Annotated in this window: 16 protein-coding genes and 1 pseudogene; 11 read left to right on the top strand and 6 right to left on the bottom strand. The window is 72.2% G+C overall.

All coding sequences use genetic code 11. The features are described from left to right. Positions 1-13: 13 nt before the first annotated feature. The 4 genes from D9753_RS07395 to D9753_RS07380 all read right to left on the bottom strand — a co-directional run bounded on the left by D9753_RS07395 (position 14) and on the right by D9753_RS07380 (position 6101). Positions 14-715, bottom strand: a complete 702-nt coding sequence (locus tag D9753_RS07395; RefSeq protein WP_121786275.1) for an alpha/beta fold hydrolase — start codon at positions 713-715, stop codon at positions 14-16. Continuing rightward, a complete protein-coding gene (locus D9753_RS07390) occupies positions 708-1292 on the bottom strand; it encodes a TetR/AcrR family transcriptional regulator (RefSeq protein ID WP_205614082.1) in 585 nt (194 codons plus the stop codon). Before D9753_RS07390 ends, D9753_RS07395 begins: the two co-directional genes overlap by 8 nt. 71 nt (positions 1293-1363) lie before the next feature. Continuing rightward, the gene (locus tag D9753_RS07385) at positions 1364-4294 is read right to left on the bottom strand and encodes a glycoside hydrolase family 2 TIM barrel-domain containing protein (RefSeq protein ID WP_121786274.1); all 2931 of its coding nucleotides are present in this window, start codon (positions 4292-4294) and stop codon (positions 1364-1366) included. A 448-nt stretch (positions 4295-4742) separates the two neighbouring features. After that, the gene (locus tag D9753_RS07380) at positions 4743-6101 is read right to left on the bottom strand and encodes an FAD-binding protein (RefSeq protein ID WP_121786273.1); all 1359 of its coding nucleotides are present in this window, start codon (positions 6099-6101) and stop codon (positions 4743-4745) included. Positions 6102-6209: 108 nt separating this feature from the next. Here D9753_RS07380 and D9753_RS07375 point away from each other — a divergent pair, with 108 nt between their 5' ends. From D9753_RS07375 to D9753_RS07360, 4 genes and pseudogenes are all read left to right on the top strand, one after another. Next, positions 6210-7217, top strand: a complete 1008-nt coding sequence (locus D9753_RS07375; RefSeq protein WP_121786272.1) for a hydroxyacid dehydrogenase — start codon at positions 6210-6212, stop codon at positions 7215-7217. Positions 7218-7398: 181 nt separating this feature from the next. After that, positions 7399-8742, top strand: a complete 1344-nt coding sequence (locus tag D9753_RS07370) for a radical SAM protein (RefSeq protein ID WP_121786271.1) — start codon at positions 7399-7401, stop codon at positions 8740-8742. 317 nt (positions 8743-9059) lie between these two features. Next, a complete protein-coding gene (locus tag D9753_RS07365) occupies positions 9060-10586 on the top strand; it encodes a cellulose-binding domain-containing protein (protein ID WP_121786270.1) in 1527 nt (508 codons plus the stop codon). A gap of 130 nt (positions 10587-10716) precedes the next feature. After that, positions 10717-11006 (top strand): annotated as a pseudogene (locus D9753_RS07360) (ribosome small subunit-dependent GTPase A); the annotation flags it as partial. Between the two features lie 17 nt (positions 11007-11023). On the opposite strand, the gene D9753_RS07355 reads toward D9753_RS07360, so the two are convergent. Together D9753_RS07355 and D9753_RS07350 are read right to left on the bottom strand one after the other, a co-directional pair. Then, the gene (locus D9753_RS07355) at positions 11024-11446 is read right to left on the bottom strand and encodes a hypothetical protein (RefSeq protein WP_121786269.1); all 423 of its coding nucleotides are present in this window, start codon (positions 11444-11446) and stop codon (positions 11024-11026) included. Positions 11447-11673: 227 nt separating this feature from the next. Next, a complete protein-coding gene (locus tag D9753_RS07350) occupies positions 11674-12837 on the bottom strand; it encodes an NAD-dependent formate dehydrogenase (protein WP_121786268.1) in 1164 nt (387 codons plus the stop codon). Between the two features lie 171 nt (positions 12838-13008). Between D9753_RS07350 and D9753_RS07345 the strand changes: the two genes are divergently transcribed. The 7 genes from D9753_RS07345 (at position 13009) to D9753_RS07310 (ending at position 20278) form a co-directional block, all read left to right on the top strand. Then, positions 13009-13485, top strand: coding sequence for a fluoride efflux transporter FluC (locus D9753_RS07345; protein ID WP_240468072.1), 477 nt, complete (start codon positions 13009-13011; stop codon positions 13483-13485). Between the two features lie 5 nt (positions 13486-13490). Further along, positions 13491-13850 carry a fluoride efflux transporter CrcB gene (gene crcB, locus D9753_RS07340; protein WP_240468437.1) on the top strand — a complete coding sequence of 120 codons (360 nt, stop codon included), beginning with the start codon at positions 13491-13493 and terminating at the stop codon, positions 13848-13850. A gap of 454 nt (positions 13851-14304) precedes the next feature. Next, positions 14305-14943 carry an AmiS/UreI family transporter gene (locus D9753_RS07330; RefSeq protein WP_121786265.1) on the top strand — a complete coding sequence of 213 codons (639 nt, stop codon included), beginning with the start codon at positions 14305-14307 and terminating at the stop codon, positions 14941-14943. 24 nt (positions 14944-14967) lie between these two features. Further along, a complete protein-coding gene (gene fmdA / locus D9753_RS07325) occupies positions 14968-16218 on the top strand; it encodes a formamidase (protein ID WP_121786264.1) in 1251 nt (416 codons plus the stop codon). Positions 16219-16616: 398 nt separating this feature from the next. After that, positions 16617-17783 (top strand): ribosome small subunit-dependent GTPase A, encoded by a 1167-nt coding sequence (gene rsgA, locus D9753_RS07320; protein ID WP_121786263.1) that lies wholly within the window; start codon positions 16617-16619, stop codon positions 17781-17783. Between the two features lie 67 nt (positions 17784-17850). Further along, positions 17851-18679 (top strand): IS5 family transposase gene (locus tag D9753_RS07315; protein ID WP_394346803.1). Its coding sequence is split into 2 segments (ribosomal slippage): positions 17851-18191 and positions 18190-18679, totalling 831 coding nucleotides; the frame shifts between segments, so codons are not numbered across the junction. A 204-nt stretch (positions 18680-18883) separates the two neighbouring features. Next, complete coding sequence (locus D9753_RS07310) at positions 18884-20278, top strand: DNA-3-methyladenine glycosylase 2 family protein (protein WP_205614372.1); 1395 nt, start codon at positions 18884-18886, stop codon at positions 20276-20278. Positions 20279-20468: the final 190 nt, after the last annotated feature.

Below are 20468 nucleotides of genomic sequence, written 5' to 3'. Positions count from 1 at the left end.
CCCGGGGCCGGCCCTATGCGGTGCCGGGGAGGAACGTGTCGCTGAGCAGGGTCGCGTACGCGTCCGGGTGGTCCAGGACGCCGAGGTGTCCGCCCGGGTACTCCACGAAGGGGCTGCGGAGGTGGTCGGCCACGCGGCGGGCGGTGTCGTGGAGGAGCTGACCGCGTGAGGCGGATCCCGCGGCCACGGTGAGGCGGTCGGTGGTGAACCGGGGCGTCCACGCGGTGAACGGACGCAGGACGTGGGCCAGGAACACGCCCATCGGCGTCGCCGTCGGACCCTCGGCGGGCGGTCGTCCGGGACCGTCGAGACCGTCGATCAGCTCCTGGCGGCGCCGCGCCCCGTCCGGCAGCAGGGTCACGCACGGCGGTTCGTGGGCGACCACGTGCGCCAGCCGCCCCGGATGCCGGGCGAGCAGGTCGAGGACCGCGATGCCGCCCGAACTGCTCCCGAAGGCGTAGGCCCGCTCGCCGGGCGGCAGGACCTGCTCCAGCACCCGGTGCGCCCCCTCGCTCCAGTGAGCCACCCGCTGCTCGGCGACCGGCAGCCCGAGCCGGCCGTGGGCGAGGCCGAGCGGGTCGTACGTCACCACGGTGAAGCGCCGCGCCAGCCGCTCGGTCAGCGGGCCGAGACCCATCGGGTGCCCGGCCCCGCCGGGCATCAGCAGCAGGACGGGGCCGCGGCCGATGATGTCGTGGTGCAGGGGGTCAGTCATCGCTCTGCTTCTCCCGGGGCCAGTGTTCGAGGGTGAGGTGCAGGGCGTCGACCGCCTTGGCCCAGGACTCGGCGACGGGCCGTGCCGCGCCGAATCCCCCGGCCGCCTCCAGGACGCAGTAGCCGTGGAAGGTGGCGCGCAACAGCCGTACCGCGTCCGTCAGGTCGGGCTCGTCCAGGCCGTAGGCCCGCAGCATGCCGTAGGTGATCTCCGTGGTGCGGCGCAGCGCGGGGGAGCCGGCGACCAGGGTCTGGTCGACGCGGATCTGGGTGGCCGCGTACCGGCCCGGGTGCTCCAGGGCGTAGGCCCGGTAGGCGCCGGCGAACGCGGTCAGTGCCTCCTTGCCCGCTCGGCCGGCCACGGCCACCGCGATCCGGTCGATCAGTTCGCCGCCCGCGTGCAACGCGAGTCGCGTCCGCAGGTCCTGGAGGTTGCGGACGTGCGAGTACAGGCTGGCGTCCCGGACGCCGAAGCGCCGGGCCAGCGCGGAGATGCTGACGTGGTCGAGGCCGGCCTCGTCCGCCAGGTCCGCGGCGGCTGCCACCAGCCGCTCGGCGGTGAGCCCCACCCGGGCCATGCGCCCACCTCCCTTGGTCCACTAGGAGTGATCCTAGAGCCTCTAGGCAGCCGGGGCCAGTCGGGGGCGGATCAGGCGAGGTGGGTGCCGGGATGCGGGGAGAAGACGAACGAGAACTCCGCCGGTTCGGCCCGCAGGTGGTAGCGGGGCAGTGGGCCCGGGCCGCAGGACTGGGAGCCGATGCCGTGCTGTCCGTGGTCGAGGTTGACCCAGACCGTGTCGCCCGGGACCAGGTCGGTGCGATGGGCGGCGGCGTCGAGCTGCTCTGTGGTCCAGCGGCGGGCGGTGAGGAGGAACACCGGGTCGCCCTCCACGCGCAGGCCGCCCAGCTCCGCCCAGCGGACGTCGATGCGCGCGCCGTTCTCCTGGGGGCGGACGTACGGGGTCTGCATGTCGTCCACGGTCGACTCCCAGCGGCCGACCGCCGACGCCGACCTCGTGTCCGGATACGCCTCGCCGGGGCCGCCGCCGTACCACCGCACCCGGTCGGCCCCGGACAGACCGAAGCGGATGCCGAGGCGGGGCAGGGGCACGGTCCAGTGGCCCTCCGGGGCCGTGGACACGGTCAGCCGGAGCCGGTCCCCGTCGGACGTCCACCGGTACACCGCCGACAGCCCCAGTTCCCCGCCGGCCGGCGCCACCCGGGTACGGACCGTCAGCGCGTCGCCGCCGGCCTCGACCGCGTCCAGGCGGTGCCGCATCCGGTGCAGGCCGAGCCCGCGCCACAGCGGCCCGTGGCGCGGATCGCTCTGCCAGGCGGCGCCGTCGTCGTTGTCGGTGGTCGCCCGCCACACGTCCAGACGCAGACCGGTCAGGGCCACCCCGCCGATCGTCCGCGGCGCTCCGGTGCGGGCGTCGAAGACACCGGGGCCGAGGGCGACCAACCCGTCCCCGTGCGCCGGCCGGGCGGTCGCGGCGACGTACGGGACCCGGCGCGGCGACACCGGGGCCTGACCCCACGCGACGACATGACCGGGAGGCGCCCACGCCGTGCCGGACGCCAGTACGGCACGGACGGTCCAGTGGGCCTCCCCGGCGGAATCGCCGGCCGGCACGGCGGGCAGCTCCACCTCGGCGCTCTCGCCGGGGGCCAGCGCGGGCACGGGCAGGGTGCCGGACCGCACCGTCCCGCCCTCCGCCTCGTACGCCCAGGTGAACGCCAGCGCCGACAGGTCGGTGAAGTCGTAGCGGTTGGTGACGCGGACCGTGTCGCGCGGGTGCGTCCCCGGCCGCCGGCTCCGCTCGCGCGAGGGTGACACGGTGAGGGCGACCGGCTCGATCACCTTCTTGTACTCGGCCAGGCCGGGGGAGGGCCGGCGGTCGGGGAACAGCAGGCCGTCGCAGACGAAGTTGCCGTCGTGCAGCTCCTCGCCGAAGTCACCGCCGTACGCGTGGCCCAGCCCGGGGTGGGTGATGCCGTGGTCGATCCACTCCCAGACGAAACCGCCCTGGAGCCGGCCGTGGGCCTCGAACAGCCGCTGGTACTCGGCGAGTCCGCCGGGGCCGTTGCCCATGGCGTGCGCGTACTCGCAGAGCAGGAAGGGGAGCGCGCGGCGCCTGCGGGGGCCGCCGTCCAGGCCGCGGCCGATCCGCTCGACCTCGGCGTGACCGGCGTACATGCGTGAGTAGACGTCCGTGTCACGGCAGTCGCGGTCGCCCTCGTAGTGGATCGGGCGGGAGGTGTCGCGGGCGCGGATCCACCCGGCCATCGCCGTCAGGCCCCGGCCGGTGCCGGCCTCGTTGCCGAGCGACCAGACGACGACCGACGGGTGGTTCTTGTCCCGCTCGACCATGCGGGCCGCCCGGTCGAGCAGGGCCGGGGTCCAGCGGTCGTCGTCGACGGGGTTGTCCCGCCAGCCCTGCTCGGTGAAGCCGTGCGTCTCCAGGTCGCACTCGTCGATCACCCACAGGCCGTACGTGTCGCACAGATCGAGGAAGGCCGGGTGCGGCGGGTAGTGGGAGGTGCGGACGGCGTTGATGTTGTGCCGCTTCATCAGCAGCACGTCCCGGCGCATGGTGTCCAGGTCCAGGGCGCGGCCCCGCTCCGGATGCCATTCGTGCCGGTTGACGCCCTTGAAGAGCACCGGGCGGCCGTTGATCTCGATCAGGCCGTTCGACAGCTCCACCGTGCGGAAGCCGATGCGCAGTGGCACCCGTTCGCCCCCGGTGGCCAGCACACCGTCGTAGAGCCGGGGTGACTCGGCGGACCACGGTGCGACGGGCGCGGTCGCCGGTTCGCCCGTCGCGATGTCGATGCCCAGCTCCGGTACGGTCACCCGGCCCGCCACGTCGGAGTCGACACGCAGGGTGCCCTCGCCGGCCGTGTGGTCGTAGGAGGCGTGCACGAAGAAGTCCACGACACCGCCGGCCGGCCGGTGCAGCAGGGTGACGTCGCGGAAGATGCCCGGCAGCCACCACTGGTCCTGGTCCTCCAGGTAGGAGCCCGCCGACCACTGGTGGACGCGGACCGCCAGGACGTTCCCCGCGGCCCTCAGCAGGGGGCCGACCGGGAACTCGTGCGGCAGCCGGGAGCCCTTGAAGTCGCCGAGGTCCGTGCCGTTCAGCCAGACCCGGGCGCAGGACTCCACCCCGTCGAAGCGCAGGCGGGCACGGCCGTCGGCCGCCGTCGGCCAGTCCGCCGGGAGATCGAAGACGCGCAGGTGGTCGCCGGTCGGGTTCTCGGTCGGCACCCGGGGCGGGTCGACCGGGAACGGGTAGCGGTGGTTGGTGTAGACGGGGGAGCCGTGGCCCTGGAGCACCCAGTGGCCGGGGACGGAGATCTCCGCCCAGTCACCGGCGTCGTACGCCGGCGCCGCGAAGGAGTCGTCCTCGGCGTCGGCCGTCGGCGACAGTCTGAAGCGCCAGGTTCCGTTCAGGGACAGGGACCCGGCGTCCGAGGAGGCGTACCAGGCGCGGGGCGGCAGTGCCCCCGAACCCGGTGAGACGTCCTCGACGTGGTCGACGGTGCGGGTGTGGTCGACGGTGCGGGTGCGCAAAGACATCGGTCTCCTGGCTCAGCCCTCGATGCGGTCCGTACACGTGCGTCCCGCGTCGCCGTACCGGCGGTGCGGCACGGCTCCTCGCGGTGGCGCGCCCCGCTGTCCGCCGGCCGGCGGGGTCGAGCGTCCCTCGGCGCGCGAACGTGGCCGCGCCGAGGGGCACCGGGGCGGCGGGCATCGGCCAGGGGGGCTGTCACGGGTTCCTGCCGGCAAGTGGTGGACCCGGCGGTGAACCGGCGCCGCGCCTCGTCGCGTTGCGCGGTACGGAGGTCACGTGACATGGGCTTCACGCGGCTGTCCTTCCGGTGCCGTCCGGCCGGGCCGGGGCGGCATCGGCACGGGCGCGGCCGTCAGGCTATGGGCTGGGGCGGACCTTCGACAAGAGCCCCGGGGGAGGGCTGCCGGAGGCCGTGACGGGAGGCTGCCGCGAGGGACGTTCCCGCGGGGGCCGTCAGCCGTCGAGGAGGTCCCGTACGAAGGCGTTGGTGAAGGTGCCACCGGGGTCCAGGGAGCGGACCAGGGCCCGGAAGCCGGGCAGGCGCGGGTACCGCCGGCGGACCACGGCCGGCGGTGTCGTGTACACCTTGCCCCAGTGCGGACGCGGGTCGAACGGGTCCAGCACCTCCTCCAGCCGGCGCACCACCGGCAGGACCGCCGCCTCGTCGCGCACCCAGGTGAAGTGCAGCGCGACCGAGTCCCGGCCGTGGGCCGGGCCGAGCCACTGCGGGTCGGCGGCGACCGTACGCACCTCGCAGATCTGCAGGACACCGGCGACCGTGGGCCGTATCCCGTCGACCGCGTCCAGCGCGTCGCGCGCCGCCGACCGCGGCAGCAGGTACTCCGACTGGATCTCCTCACCGCTGCTCGGCGTGAACTCCGCCCGGAAGTGCGGCAGCCGCTCGTGCCACGGCCCCGGCACACCGAGCTGCCCGGTGCAGTTGGCCGCGGGCATCCCCGGCACCGGGTGCAGCGGTACGGCCGCGGGCGCCGCCCACGGGAAGTCCACCGCCGGCCGGTCCGTGCGCCGCTTGACCCACACCTGCCGGAACCCCGGCTCCCGCCAGTCCGTGAACAGGCTCACGCTGTACCCGGCCGCCGCCACCGCCTCGAAGTCCAGCCCCTCCAGCGGCAGCCCGGTGTACACCCGCTGCTCCACCTCGTAGGCCGGCTCCAGCGCGAGCGTGAGCGCGGTGACGACACCCAGCGCGCCGAGCGAGGTCACGGCCCCGTCGAAACGGGCGTCGTCCCGGCCGATCGTCACCGCCGTACCGTCCGCGAGGACCAGCTCCACCTCCCGGACCGCCGACGCCAGCGGTCCGTTGGCGACACCCGAGCCGTGCGTGCCGGTCGCCACCGAACCGGCCACCGAGATGTGCGACAGGGACGCCATGTTGGGCAGCGCCAGGCCGTGCGCGTGCACCGCGCGGGCCAGTTCGGCGTACCGGACCCCGCCCGACACCCGGACCGTACGCGCCGCCGTGTCCACCTCCGTCATGGGCGGCAGCCCGGCGGTGGACAGCAGGACGCCGTCCGGGCCGGGGTCGGCGATCCGGTTGAAGGAGTGCCCGCTGCCCAGCACCCGCACCCGCGCACTGCCCGCCACCAACGCCGAGAGCTCCTCCGGCGTGCGCGGACGATGGAACTTCCGCGCCGAGTACCGCACGGTCCGCGCCCAGTTGGTGAACACGCCCGCGTGCTCCCGCTGGCCCGGCAACACGGTCCCTGCCCCCACGCCCGCCGTCGCCGGTTGCGTGGCACCCGCCTCCACGCCCGCCGTCACCGGTTCCGTCGCCCCTGCGCTCTCCGTCATTGCTGCGTCCCTCCCGGGAAGTCGCGAGTCCGTTGATCTCTTGTCCGCCGCGACCTACCGTAGAGAACGCTTGCTGTCCGCGTGCCACCGAGCCGGAAGGCCACCTTCGTGCCCGAGCGCCCCCAGGCACTGTTCGCGATGGCCGCCGAGAACCTGCCGCACCTCTTCCCGCCGGAGCTGCTCGCGCGGCTGCGGGCGTGCGTGGCGATCGATCCCGCCCTGGTGGCGCACGACCTCACCGAACCCCGGGTGCGTCAGGCCCTGGCCCGCACCGAGATCCTCATCACCGGCTGGGGCTGCCCCCGCCTGGACCCGGCCGCCCTGGACGCCGCACCACGACTGCGCGCCGTGCTGCACGCGGCCGGCTCCGTCAAGGGGTTCGCCACCCCCGAGGTCTGGCGGCGGGGCATCCTCGTCTCCTCGGCCGCCGCCGCCAACGCCCTGCCCGTCGCCGAGTACACGCTCGCCATGATCCTGCTCGCCGGCAAGGACGTCCTCGCCTTCCGCGACCTGCTGCGCATCCGGCGCGCCTTCCCCTACGGGGGCATCGTCCCCGGCATCGGCAACCACGGCCGGCGCGTCGGGATCGTGGGCGCCTCCCGCGTCGGCCGCCGCCTGATCGAACTGCTCCGCCCGCACGACCTGGGGGTCGCGCTCGCCGACCCCTACGTGGACGCGGCGGAGGCCGACCGCCTCGGCGTACCGCTGCTGCCCCTGCACGAGCTGCTGCGCACCAGCGACATCGTCACCCTGCACGCCCCCGGGACCGCCGGGACCCGCCGACTGATCGGCGCCCGGGAACTGGCCCTGATGCCCACGGGTGCGGTGCTGATCAACACCGCGCGCGGCACCCTGGTCGACCACGAGGCACTGGTGGGGGAGCTGCGCACCGGACGCCTCCGCGCCGTCCTGGACGTCACCGATCCCGAACCGCTGCCCGCCGGCTCCGAGCTGTACGACCTGCCGAACGCCTTCGTCACCCCGCACCTGGCCGGCTCCCAGGGCAACGAGCTGGCCCGGCTCGGCCGCACCGTGGTGGAGGAGGCCGAGCGGCTGGTGTCGGGCGCCGGCCTGCGGTGCGCCGTCGACCCCGCGGCGCTGGAGCGGACGGCCTGACCGGCGCGGACTGCCGGCGGCTCCTACGCGGGCGGCGGGCGGCGGGCCGTGGGCGGTAGGTGGTCGACCCGGTGGCCCGGCCGCAACTCGGCGCGCGTCCGGCCGGGGACCCGGCACGGGGAAGCCGGAGGCGGGGGCATACGGTGAGGGGAGTGCGCCTGAGCCGGGAGGAGACAGACGGATGGGCAGTCGTACCGCGCTGGTCGAGGATCTGATGGAGCGCTTCCCGCATGTGCCGCGGGAGGCCGTCTTCAAGGAGGACCTGCTCCGGGGCGGTGTCGCCTTCGACGATTCCGCCCTCAGCGACAACGAGGACGGGGACGTCAAGCCGAAGTCCTACTTCATCTTCTCCTTCGACCACGGCACCCTGCCCGAGCTGGGCGAGGCCGCGCTGCGCCGGCCCCCGGAGGAGATCATCCTGACGGGCGGCCCCTACGACCTGAGGCGCACGGTCGTCTCCGTACGGGTGAACCCCGCCTCCCCCTACCGGGTCGCCTCCGACGAGGAGGGGCTGCTGGGCCTGTACCTGGACGGCAGGCGCATCGCCGACGTGGGCGTGCCGCCGATGCCCGAGTACTACCGGCACACCCTGTCCAACGGGAAGTCCGTGATGGAGGTCGCCCCGACCATCCAGTGGGGCTATCTGATCTATCTGACCGTCTTCCGGGTGTGCCAGTACTTCGGCGCCAAGGAGGAGTGCCAGTACTGCGACATCAACCACAACTGGCGCCAGCACAAGGCCGCCGGCCGGCCGTACACCGGGGTCAAGGACGTCGAGGAGGTCCTCGAGGCGCTCGAGATCATCGACCGGTACGACACCCAGAAGGCCTCCACCGCGTACACCCTCACCGGCGGGGCGATCACCAAGACGGTGGCCGGCCGGGACGAGGCCGACTTCTACGGCCACTACGCCAAGGCCATCGAGGAGCGCTTCCCCGGCCGGTGGATCGGCAAGGTCGTCGCACAGGCGCTGCCGAAGCCGGACGTGCAGCGGTTCAAGGACCACGGCGTGCAGATCTACCACCCCAACTTCGAGGTGTGGGACCGCCGGCTGTTCGAGCTGTACTGCCCCGGCAAGGAGCGCTACGTCGGCCGCGACGAGTGGCACAAGCGGATCCTCGACTCCGCCGACGTCTTCGGCGCGCGCAACGTCATCCCCAACTTCGTGGCCGGCGTGGAGATGGCCGAGCCCTTCGGTTTCACCACCGTCGACGAGGCGATCGCCTCCACCACCGAGGGCCTGCGGTTCTTCATGTCGCACGGCATCACGCCCCGCTTCACCACCTGGTGCCCGGAGCCCACCACCCCGCTCGGCAAGGCCAACCCGCAGGGCGCGCCGCTGGAGTACCACATCCGGCTGCTCCAGGCCTACCGGCAGACGATGGACGACTTCGGCCTGTCCTCCCCGCCCGGCTACGGCCCGCCCGGACCGGGCCGCGCGGTGTTCTCCGTCAGCTCCTTCATGGACAGCCTGCCCGCGCGGGAACCGGCGGCGGAGGAGACGGAGACGCCGGCCGGGAGCTGACCCCGCCGGACGCCCGATGTCGGGTGCCGGTCGCGGTGCGCGGGGGCGGTGGTGTGGGCGCGTTGGTGAGGGTGCGGTCGTGTGGGACGGCCCGCGGGTGCGGCCGGTGAACGGGGCCGCGTCCGCGTCCGTACCGGAGGGGGGAGCCACGGGCCCGTCGTGCCGCGCGTCAGGTTCATGACCTTCGGTCACCGGATGTGAACAGGCAGCTTGTCAGTTGTGTCGGAGGCGTGAAAGGCTCTGTGTCCTCCCGCGAGGTCCCCTACAACTCCACTCCCCCTCTGGTGAGTTGACTCGCACGTGGATGCAGGAGTCCCATGCCCGACCTGCCGACCCCCCAGGACGACACCGAGGCCGCGCTGTTCGCGGAGTGCTGGGACGCGGTGCTCTCGTACGCGGACCTGTGCACCTCGGGCTCCCTGACGGCCCACCAGTTGGCGACCGAGGCGTTCACGCTCGGCATGCGCGAGGTCCGCGCCGCCGCCGGCCCCCACGTGCGCGGCGCAGGCCGCCGCACCGCCCGGCTGCCCACGATCCCGGCGCTGCTCACCGCCGTACGCACCACCGCGGCGGCCTGGGAGTCCGGCGGGCAGGGACACAGACTCGACCCCGACCTGAGACTGTGGCTCAACTCGTCCGGCGCGGCCCGCTTCACGGGACCGCCCCTGCGACGCCCGGTCGCGCTGCGCGGCCTGCGGGACATGCAGGAGGCCGACGCCGCGCTGCTGTGGCTGGCCGAGGTGGAGGCGCTGCCCCTGCCCATCGTGGCCCGCCGGCTCGGCCTGGACCCGGCCACCGCCGCCGGTGAACTCGACCAGGTACGCACCCTGTTCCGGGACCGCTGCCACCGCGCCCACCTCGACTCCCTGACGGACGCCGAGTGCCGCTCCTACGCCCGCCTGCTGGACGCGGTCACCCGTTCGGCCGCCGCCGAGACCCCCGGCGACCTCTCCCGGCACCTCGCGACCTGCGTGCAGTGCGCCGAGGCCGCCGCCTGCCTGCGCCTGCACGGCGGCGGCCTGCCCGCCGCGCTGGCCGGCGGGGTGATCGGCTGGGGCGGCCTCGCCTACCTGGAACGCCGTCGCCGTGCCGCCGAGGTCCGCCTCGGCGCGGGCCGCCCCGGCCCGCCCGGACCCGGCACGGGGGAATCCGAGGAAGGTACGGGCCGCAGCCGCGTCGTGCGCGGCGGACTGCTCGCCGCCGCGGTCCTGCTGTCGGCGCTGGCACTCGGCGTGTCGATGATGCCCTTCGGCGGCTCCGGCGACGGCGTCGCCGCCGCCCGCGACAACCGGCAGACGGCCGCCGACCGCGGCGCCCCCCGCACCACCGTCCGCCCGGCCACCACCGCACCACCGTCCGCCACGCCGTCCGCGACTCCTTCCGCGGCCGGCACCGCGACCGCGCCCGTGCGGGAGAAACCGGACCCCGAACCACAGGGCACTTCCTCCGCCACGCGCAGGCCTCGCCCCACGAGCGCCTCCGCCACCCGCGGGCCCCGCCCCACGAGCGCCCCCGCCACTGCGCGCACCACCGGCTGCCGGATCGCGTACCACCTGGTCGGCCAGTGGCCCGACGGCTTCCAGGCCACCGTGACCGTCACCACCGACCGGGCCCTCACCGGCTGGCGGGTGTCCTGGTCCTTCCGCGACGGCCAGCAGGTCGGCAACATGTGGGATGCCACCGTTCACCAGGACGGCTCCCGCGTCACCGCCACCGCCGCCGACTACAACAGAACCGTGGCGGCGCACGGCACCGTGTCCTTCGGGTTCATCGGCTCCTGGCGAGACGCGAACCGGACACCGGACGCCTTCACCCTCAACGGCGCCGCCTGCGCAACGCGCTGACGTCGCGGAAGTGAGAGCGGGAGGGTGCGGAGGGAAAAGGCGGCCCCGGGCGTGCCGATAAAGCGGCCACCGGCTGAACCGACCGCGCATCCGACGCGCCCGCCCGGGGCCACCCTGTGAAGGGTCTAACTTGACTTCCACCTCCGCCACCCTCGCCCGCTACGGCTGGGACGAGGACCGGGCCGACGCGTTCGCCCCCCACGCGGCCGACGGGCTCCCGCCCGGCCGGGTCGTGTGCACCGGCGACTGGGTTGCCGTCGACCCCTACGGCAATCCCCGCTACGTCCGCGCGTATCCGCCGCGCCGCACCGCCTTCGTCCGCTCCACCCCCTCCAAGCGGTCCGAGGGGCAGCTCCTCGCCGCCAACGTGGACCACGTCGTCGCCGCCGTGTCCCGGCCGTGGAACTCGACCTCGGCCGCGGGAGGCCCGGGGCTCGTCAGAGCCTCCCGCCGATCTCACAGGCCCGGCACGGCGGCCGTCCGCAGGTGCACTGCATGATGGCGTCGAGAACCTCGCGGTCGTGGTAGAGGCACTCGTCCTTGCACGTGTGGCGCGGGATGAATCCTGCCGCGATCTCGCCGGGCCACGGCTCATGGCCGTCCCGGCAGCGGACGAACCGATCGGGGTCGGTGGAGTGCAGGTCGTGCATGCTCGACCGCGCCTCCTCCTCCAACTCCCGCACTCGCTCCACCAGAGCCTTGAGCTCGGCAGCGATGCCGGAGTACCGGTCGGCGCCGGTCCTTACGTGCGCGGCCCGCAGTGCCATCGCTGCGTTGCCCAGAAACCTGCCGGCATCCTGAAGGTCGGTCACGTGGTGCATCTGAATGCCGGTCACGCCCCGGACCCACACTGCATCCATACTCACTGATCCACCTTCCCGGCGTACGCCTGGTCTTCTTGCGAGAGATTACGCGCGGCGCCGGTATCTCCGCGTAATGAGGAACAATCTATTTACGGACGCTAAAGGCCTCGCCTGTGCCCGTCCAGTAAATCGTGCGTGAATCGGCTCACAGCCGGGGTGGTGGATCTTCTATTGAATCTTCGGCTGATTTCTTGTCCGCCGGATGTCACTTCCGCCCGTGGCGGTCATCCGGCGACCGTGTAGGAGCTCGCTCCCGTCCCGGCCAGCCCGCCACCTTCGACGATCAGGTACTCCGGGCGGATGGGGTGCCCGTCGAGCCAGCACTCCAGGATCTCCCGCGTACCGGCCGCGTAGCGTGCCTGCGCCGAGAGGGTCGACCCGGACACGTGCGGCGTCATCGCCTCGTACGGCATGGTGCGCCAGGGATGGTCGGGCGGTGGCGGCTGCGGGTACCAGACGTCACCGGCGTAACCGGCCAGTTGGCCGCTGTTGAGGGCCCGCACCACGGCGTCCCGGCTGACGATGAGCGCCCGTGCGGTGTTGACGATGTACGAACCGCGCTTCATGGCCCCGATCAGCTCGTCGTCGAAGAGGTTCTTCGTCTGTGGATGCAGCGGAGTGTGGATCGACAGCACATCGACGGAGGAGGCCAGCGAACGGGCGTCGGGATGCCAGGTCAGCTCCAGTTCCTCCTCCACCTCCTTGGACAGCCGGTGCACGTCGCAGTAGTGCAGCGTGACGTCGAACGGCTTGAGGCGGCGCAGTACCGCCTGGCCGATACGGCCGGAGCCGAGGACGCCGACGTCCATGCCTTCGAGGTCGTAGGCGCGCGAGACGCTGTCGGCGATGTTCCAGCCCTTCTTGGTGGTCACCCACTCGTGAGCCGGCATGTAGTTGTGCACCAGGGTGAGGATCTGCATCACGGCGTGCTCCGACACACTGATGCTGTTGCTGAAAGTCACCTCGGCCACGGTCATGCCCTGGGAGATGGCGCTCGGCAGATCGACGTGGTCCGACCCGATCCCCGCGGTGATCGCGAGTCTGAGCCGGGGAGCCGCGGCGATGCGCTCGGGGGTCAGATAGGCGGGCCAGAACGGCTGCGAGATGACCACGTCGGTGTCGGGAAGCTCGCGGTCCAGGGTGGAGTCCGCCCCTTCCTTGTCGCTCGTGACGACGAAGGTGTGACCCCGGTCCTCCAGGAACCGGCGCAGTCCCAGTCCTCCGGAGACGCAGCCGAGGAGGTGCCCCGGGGTGAAATCGACGGCCTGCGGGGTCGGCGCGGTCTGACCGCCCGGGTAGCCGGTGATGGTGGGAATCTCGTCGCGGGCGTAGTCGGGAGGATAACCGCCCACGGGATCCGGATAGAGCACCGCAAGGATTTTTGCCATGGCCGTCCTCCATCGGTGGGGCCACTGCTCCGGTGAACGGGTAGAGCACCGGTCAACCGGTCGAACGCCGATGATCTTGAATTCTAGTCGAGTGTGCGTCGGCGCTGCAATCCCCGGGGATAATGGGGAGGTGTTTCGATGGATAGGGATGCGGCTATTGAGATGAGGTCTGTGACGGGAGTTCGGGAGCCGTTCCGCGCGCATCTGCGCGGGGGCGTCCTGGCGGCGGTCGCGCTCGGCGGCCTGCTGGGCGGGACGGCCCGTTACGCGCTGGGGCTGGCCTTCCCCGCGCCTGGGGCGACGTTCCCGTGGACGACGTTCGCCATCAACGTGTCCGGATCGTTCGCGCTGGCGCTGCTGCTCGTCCATGTGATCGAGGCCTGGCCGCCGACCCGGTACGTGCGGCCGTTCGCCGCCGTCGGCTTCCTCGGCGCCTTCACCACCTTCTCGACCTGGATGGTCGACACCGATCGCCTGCTGGGCCACGGCCACTACGCGGCTGCGGCGTCGAACATCGTCGGGAGCCTCTTCGCCGGGGCGGCCGCCACTGTTCTGGGCCTGGCCATCGGTCGGCTGACGTCGGCCCGGCTCACACGGCTCGACGCGCGGCGTGGGCGCGCCCGCCGACACGGGTGGTGGGTGCGGTGATCATCATGCTCGCCGTCGGTGCGGCGGCCGCGGTCGGGGCGGTTGCGCGTTACGTCCTCGGCCAGTACGTGCAGTACCGGAGCCCCGGCGTGTTCCCGCGCGGCACCTGGCTGATCAATGTGAGCGGCTCGTTCGTGCTGGGGCTTCTGGTGGGCCTCGGCGCACGGCACGCACTGCCGGAGCAGGTCGTGACCATCGCCGGCGTCGGTTTCTGCGGCGCCTATACGACGTTCTCCACATTCAGTTACGAGCTGGTCCACCTGTGCGAGAAGGGGCAGGTCGGCAAGTCCCTGCTGTACGCCGCTTCGAGTCTCGCGGTGGGTCTTGCGGCAGCAGCGGCGGCGCTTGCCATCGGGTCGTTCTGAGAAGGTCCAGGCCCGGCCGTCCGGTACTTGACACGGGGATTCACGAGACGTCTCCTTGAAGGTAGGAAACACGTTGTGGCGTGCGCTGATCGGCGCGCACCGCTCGGGTTGGCCAGCGTCCACCGGCATCCGGAGGCTGCTGATGGCAACCTATGAGTATCTATGCAGCCGTTGTGGGCCTTTCGATGTGAAGTTGGCGATCGGGACGGCGCCCGAGGTGTACGGCTGCCTTCTTTGCGCAGGCGCTGCGAGACGTGTGTACTCCTCGCCCGGCCTCACGCTGACCTCGCACGCGGTCGCCGCCCTTCATGACCAGGAGGAGCAGGCCCGTGAGGCCCCGGCAGTAGTCTCCGAAGTGCCGTCACGCGCAAGGGTGCCGCGGCACCCGCACCCCGCGCTCTCGCGGTTGCCGCGTCCCTGAGGGCGTCCACGCGGACTTAGGAGGTGCGTCCTCGTGGGAAACGTGGGACTGCTGTTCGTCGGTGCAGTGCTCTTCATCAACGGAATGCTGTTGCTCGGCAAGGTCGACGCCAAGGCGGCAGCGGTGTTCAACCTGTTCGTGGGCGCACTGCAGGTGCTGACACCGACTTATCTCATCTTCGTCGCCGCCGGCGACCCCAGAGGGATCCTGGCGGTATCCGGCATCTATCTGTTCGGCTTCACCTACCTGTATGTAGGCGTGGGCCTCCTCGCCGGTCTCGACAGTACCGGCGTCGGCTACTACTCGCTGTTCGTCGCGGTTGCGGCCCTGGGGTACTCGTTCGTCAATTTCCGGATCTTCAGGGACTACCCGTTCGGAGTCATCTGGCTCTACTGGGCATTCCTGTGGTTCCTGTTCTTCCTGTTGCTCGGGCTCAAGAAGGACAGCCTCGGAATCTATACAGGCTGGGTCACGGCGATCCAGGGCTGGGTCACCGCCGCGATTCCCGCGGCGCTGCTGCTCTCCGGTTACTGGGTGAACCCCAACGAAACCGCCATCGCGCTGGCGGTGTTCGGCGTGGTGGTGTTCGGGGCGCTGTGGCCGCTCACCCGGAATTCGCGGCAACCGACCCCAGCCGCCCCGGCGGCCGGAAGCGTCGGCGCACAAACGTGACGGGATCAGAAACCAGGAGCTGTCATGCCAGAGATCATCTTCAATGTGGACCACAGTAAGTCGATGCGTGACCAGGACGTTCCCGGACACAACAGGTGGCACCCGGACGTCCCCACCGTCGCCATGGTCAAGCCGGGAGCGGAGTTCCGCATGGAGTGCCGCGACTGGACCGACTGCCAGGTCGGCAACAACGACACCGCCAACGACGTACGCGACATCGACCTGACCATCCCTCACATGCTCAGCGGTCCGGTAGGCGTGGAGGGCGCCGAACCCGGCGACCTGCTCGTCGTCGACATCCTCGATCTCGGCCCCGTGCCGCAGCAGACCGGGGACGCGGCGGGCCAGGGCTGGGGCTACACCGGTATCTTCGCCAAGGCCAACGGCGGCGGCTTCCTGACCGACTATTTCCCGGACGCCTACAAGGCAATATGGGATTTCCACGGACAGCGGGCGGTCTCCCGCCACCTTCCCGGGATCAGCTTCACCGGTATCACCCACCCCGGGCTGTTCGGAACCGCCCCGTCCACCGAGATGCTCGCCCGCTGGAACACCCGCGAGCAGGCGCTGATCGACACCGACCCGAACCGGGTCCCGCCACTCGCCGTACCGCCGGACAGCACCAACGCACTCGCGGGCACGGCCACCGGAGACCTCGCCACGCGCATCGCCGCGGAAGGCGCACGCACGGTGCCGGCCCGCGAGAACGGAGGCAACCACGACATCAAGAACTTCACGCGCGGTTCGCGGGTCTTCTACCCCGTACACGTCAAGGATGCCAAGCTCTCCGGAGGCGACCTGCACTTCAGCCAGGGCGACGGAGAGATCACCTTCTGCGGCGCCATCGAGATGGGCGGCTTCATCGACTTCCACGTCGACCTGATCAAGGGCGGCATGGAGACGTACGGCATCTCCACCAACCCCGTGTTCATTCCGGGCAACGTCGAGCCGAGGTACACGGAGTTCCTCACCTTCATCGGGATCTCCGTCGACCACGACACGGACACGAACTACTACCTCGACGCGACACTGGCCTACCGCCGGGCCTGCCTCAACGCCGTCGAGTACTTCAAGAAGTTCGGCTACAGCGGAGAGCAGGCCTACCTGCTGCTCGGCTCCTCCCCCATAGAGGGACGTATCAGCGGCATCGTCGACATCCCCAACGCCTGCTGCTCGTTGTACGTACCCACCGCCATGTTCGACTTCGAGGTCCGTCCCAGCGCCGCCGGACCGGTGAAGGCCGACCGAGGCCAGTGCGCGTTGGCCACCGCCTGACCGGGCCCCGGCTGCGGCCCCCGCGGTCCCGGCTGCGACTCAGCCCTGCGCATCATCGCCGTTTGCCAGATCCGTGAGGGCGGGCCGTGGCCAGGACCGGGGTCGTCCGCTGGCTGCGGGTGTCGTACGGCTGAGCCCGACCGTTAATCGCTGGCGCCGTGCTCTGGGGTGGGGCTACTGTTTCCCCGTTCCCGGGCACGGTCGTGTTCCGTTCCCGAGGGAACAGCGTCGGTTCGTCGAGGAAGCAGGGGGTGAGGACATTGATGACTGTCACGGTGACGGGCGCTGCCCGCATTCAGGAGTTCATCATCGTTTCCACCCCTGTGGTCTCCGGCTGACATCCACACATCTTCCCCGCGCCGAGCGCGCCGCCGGGGCCACCCTTCGAAGGGTTCCCCTTGTTCCACGCTTCGCTCAACACCTCTCCCACTTCTGATGCCCAGCGCGCCCTCGCCCCCTACGGGTGGGATGAAGGCTGGACCGCTGAGTTCGCTCCGTACGCCGAGCAGGGGCTGGTGCCCGGCCGTGTCGTGCGGGTCGATCGCGGTCTGTGCGACGTCATCACGCCGGACGGCACCGTGCGTGCCGACACCGAGTTCGTCGTCCCCCGTGACCCGATGAAGGTCGTGTGCACGGGGGACTGGGTCGCCGTCGACCCGGAAGGCAGCGACCCGCTGTACGTGCGGACGCTCCTGCCTCGCCGTACCGCTCTCGTGCGCTCGACGTCGTCGAAGCGTTCCGAAGGCCAGGTCCTCGCCACCAACATCGATCACATCGTCATCTGTGTGTCCCTCGCGGCCGAACTCGACCTCGGGCGGATCGAGCGGTTCCTCGCACTTGCGATGTCCAGCTCCACCGGTGAAGCGCTGCTGCGTGAGCCGGTACTCCCCTGGGAGTCCGGTGCGCAGCCCGTCGTCGTCCTGACCAAGGCCGACCTCGTGCCGGACCCGGTCACCCTGGCCCACCTCGTGCAGGACGTGGAGACCAGCGCACCCGGCGTGCCCGTGGTCCCCGTCAGCGCCCTGCACGGCGACGGCCTCGACGTCCTCGTCGCGCTGGTCGGCTCCGGTAGCAGCGTGCTGCTCGGCCAGTCCGGCGCGGGCAAGTCCACGCTCGCCAACGGGCTCGCCGGTGCGGACGTCATGGAGGTGCAGGCCGCCCGTGACGTCGACGGCAAGGGCCGGCACACCACGACCACCCGCAACCTGCTCACCCTGCCCTCCGGCGGCGTCCTCATCGACACGCCCGGGCTGCGGGGCGTCGGCATGTACGACGCCGGGACCGGGGTCGGGCAGGTGTTCGCCGAGATCGAGGAACTGGCCGCGGGGTGCCGGTTCCACGACTGCGCCCACGAGGCGGAGCCGGGCTGCGCGGTGCGTTCCGCCGTGGAGGACGGCGACCTTCCGGACCGGCGGCTGGAGAGCTACCGCAAGCTCGTGCGGGAGAACCAGTGGACCGTGGCCAAGTCGAACGCGCGGCTCCGGTCCGAGCTGAAGAAGGACTGGCACCGGAAGACCGCCGCCGGCAAGGCCGCCGGCGCGGCCAAGCGCAGGCCCTGGAACTAGAGCGTGTCTCTTTGATGGATTGGTCAGTTGATCGGATGTGTCTGTCCGATTAGTGATCACCGATGCGATGTGGGACCGGATCGAGCCGCTGATGCCGGCCGATCCGGTCCGCGGGCGGCGTTGGGCCGATCACCGCCGAACGCTCGAGGCCATCGCGTGGAAGTACCGCACCAACTCGCCCTGGCGAGACCTTCCCGACGAGCTCGGCTCATTCCAGACCGCTCACAAACGGCTGATCAGATGGGCCGTCGACGGCACCTGGGAGATGATCCTCGCCGCTGTCCTGGCGGCAGCGGACGCCGATGACGACCTCGACTGGACGGTGTCGGTGGACTCCACGGTCGTGCGGGCCCACCAGCACGCTGCCGGAGCACGCAAAAGGGGCGACGCGCCCGGGAGAGCCCGCCGATCACGGGCTGGGACGCTCGCGCGGCGGGCTGAGCACCAAGGTCCACCTGGCCGCAGACGGCCACGCACGACCCCTGGCCTTCACCGTCACCGCAGGCCAAGCAGGTGACGCACCCGCCTTCGAGACGGTGATGTCCCGCATCCGCGTACCTCGTCCCGGCCCGGGAAGGCCCAGGACCCGGCCCCTGGCCGTCCTGGCCGACCGCGCGTACTCCTCACGCGCCATCCGCGCCCACCTGCGGCGCCGGGGCATCCGTGCTGTCATCCCGCAGCCGTCCGACCAAGTCGGCCACCGTCTACGGCGAGGCCGACTCGGTGGCCGTCCGCCCGGCTTCGACAGCGAGGCATACAAGCAGCGCAACAGTGTCGAGCGGTGCATCAACCGCCTCAAGCAGTGGCGCGGCCTGGCCACACGAACCGACAAGCTCGCGATCGCCTACCAGGCCGCACTCCACCTCGCGGGCATCCTCATCTGGAGCCGACGCTGACCAAAGAGACAGGCCCTAGCCGGCCCGCACCAGGACGGGACCCGGGAGCGGCAACTTGCGGGTCCTGTCGCTGTCCCGTCGCTCCGGGTACCGCACGCAACGGCCTCCCGGGGGTGCCGCCCCCGGGTCCCGCCGCCGGCATCCCGGTCCTCGTCCGATTTCCGCCAGCCGCGTCCGGTGCCCCGGCGCACACTGGGAGACGTGATGGACGCGGACACCAGGTACGAGGCTGTACGCAGCCGGGACGGACGGTTCGACGGGGCGTTCTTCTTCGCTGTCGAGACCACCGGCATCTACTGCCGGCCCAGTTGCCCGGCGGTGACGCCGAAGCGGCACAACGTGCGGTTCTTCGCGACGGTCGCCGCCGCCCAGGGCTCCGGGTTCCGCGCCTGCCGGCGGTGCCGGCCGGACGCCGTGCCCGGTTCGGCGGAGTGGAACGTCCGCGCGGACGTCGTCGGCCGGGCCATGCGCCTGATCGCCGACGGCGTCGTGGACCGCGAGGGTGTCGCCGGGCTCGCCGCGCGGCTCGGCTACAGCGCCCGGCAGGTCCAGCGGCAGCTCACCGCCGAACTGGGCGCCGGACCCGTCGCGCTCGCCCGGGCACAGCGGGCGCACACCGCGCGGGTGCTGCTCCGGACCACCGACCTGCCCGTCACCCAGATCGCGTTCGCGTCCGGGTTCGCCAGCGTGCGGCAGTTCAACGACACCATCCGCGAGGTGTACGACGCGACACCGACCGAGGTGCGCGCCGCCGCCCCCCGCGACCGGGGCGTCCGCCGCGCCGTGCCCGGCGCCGGCATCCCGCTCCGGCTCGCCCACCGGGGCACGTACCAGGCCGCCGCCGTCTTCGACCAGCTCGCCCGGGAGGCCGTGCCGGGCGTCGAGGAGGTGACCGGCGGACCGGGCGGCCGAACCTACCGGCGCGGTCTGCGGCTGCCGTACGGCACCGCGCTCGTCGCCGTCCACGAACGCACCCGGGCGGCGAGGGCCGGTGCCGGCACCCACCCGGGCGGCTGGCTCGAGGCCCGGCTGAACCTCACCGACCCCCGGGACCTCACCACCGCCGTGCAACGGCTGCGGCGGCTGTTCGACCTGGACGCCGACCCGTACGCCGTCGACGAGCGCCTCGGTGCCGCCCCGCGGCTCGCCCCGCTCGTCGCCGCCCGGCCCGGGCTGCGCTCGCCCGGTGCGGTGGACCCGCTGGAGCCCGCCGTGCGCGCCCTGGCCGGCACCCGGGGCGCCCAGGAACTGGTGCGCAGGTACGGCAAGACCCTCGACGCGCCCTGCGGCAGCCTCACGCATCTCTTCCCCGAGCCCGCCGTCCTCGCCGAGGCCGAACCCGCCGGCCCGCTGGGCGCGCTGGCCGCCGCCCTAGCCGACGGCACCGTACGGCTGGACGCGGGCGCCGACCGGGACGACGCCGAGAAGGCCCTGCTCGCCCTGCCCGGCATGGATCCGGCCGTCGTCGCCGCCCTGCGCGTACGCGCCCTCGGCGACCCCGACGTGGCCCCGCCCGGCGCCGACATCCCCGGCACCTGGCGACCGTGGCGGTCGTACGCGGTGCAACACCTGCGGGTGGCCGGCGAGTTGCCCTGGTGACCACCGCGCACCGCACGTAGGCGGTCTCCGCACGAGCCGTTGTGCGCCACCACCGCCGCCCTCGGCAGGGGCCGCGCCGACCGCAACTCAGCCCACCCCGGCCGTTCGTGTCGTCGGCGCGCCCCCTCCCGGCCGCTCGTCAGTCCTTGCCCCGCGGTCTCAGCGGGGCCGCCCCCTTCCCTCGCACCGC

Origin of the sequence: Streptomyces dangxiongensis (assembly GCF_003675325.1) — a bacterium.
Lineage (GTDB): Bacteria > Actinomycetota > Actinomycetes > Streptomycetales > Streptomycetaceae > Streptomyces > Streptomyces dangxiongensis.
The sequence above is the reverse complement of the archived record's forward strand: the minus strand, read 5'-3'. Positions and strand labels throughout refer to the sequence as shown.

Excerpts from the sequence above, each read along its gene's own strand:
- D9753_RS07390 (WP_205614082.1), bottom strand. The coding sequence starts at position 1,292 with ATGGCCCGGGTGGGGCTCACCGCCGAGCGGCTGGTGGCAGCCGCCGCG.
- D9753_RS07350 (WP_121786268.1), bottom strand. The coding sequence starts at position 12,837 with ATGGCAAAAATCCTTGCGGTGCTCTATCCGGATCCCGTGGGCGGTTAT.
- D9753_RS07395 (WP_121786275.1), bottom strand. The coding sequence starts at position 715 with ATGACTGACCCCCTGCACCACGACATCATCGGCCGCGGCCCCGTCCTG.
- D9753_RS07380 (WP_121786273.1), bottom strand. The coding sequence starts at position 6,101 with ATGACGGAGAGCGCAGGGGCGACGGAACCGGTGACGGCGGGCGTGGAG.
- D9753_RS07370 (WP_121786271.1), top strand. The coding sequence starts at position 7,399 with ATGGGCAGTCGTACCGCGCTGGTCGAGGATCTGATGGAGCGCTTCCCG.
- D9753_RS07385 (WP_121786274.1), bottom strand. The coding sequence starts at position 4,294 with ATGTCTTTGCGCACCCGCACCGTCGACCACACCCGCACCGTCGACCAC.
- crcB (WP_240468437.1), top strand. The coding sequence starts at position 13,491 with ATGCTCGCCGTCGGTGCGGCGGCCGCGGTCGGGGCGGTTGCGCGTTAC.
- fmdA (WP_121786264.1), top strand. The coding sequence starts at position 14,968 with ATGCCAGAGATCATCTTCAATGTGGACCACAGTAAGTCGATGCGTGAC.
- D9753_RS07365 (WP_121786270.1), top strand. The coding sequence starts at position 9,060 with ATGCCCGACCTGCCGACCCCCCAGGACGACACCGAGGCCGCGCTGTTC.
- D9753_RS07355 (WP_121786269.1), bottom strand. The coding sequence starts at position 11,446 with ATGGATGCAGTGTGGGTCCGGGGCGTGACCGGCATTCAGATGCACCAC.
- D9753_RS07310 (WP_205614372.1), top strand. The coding sequence starts at position 18,884 with ATGGACGCGGACACCAGGTACGAGGCTGTACGCAGCCGGGACGGACGG.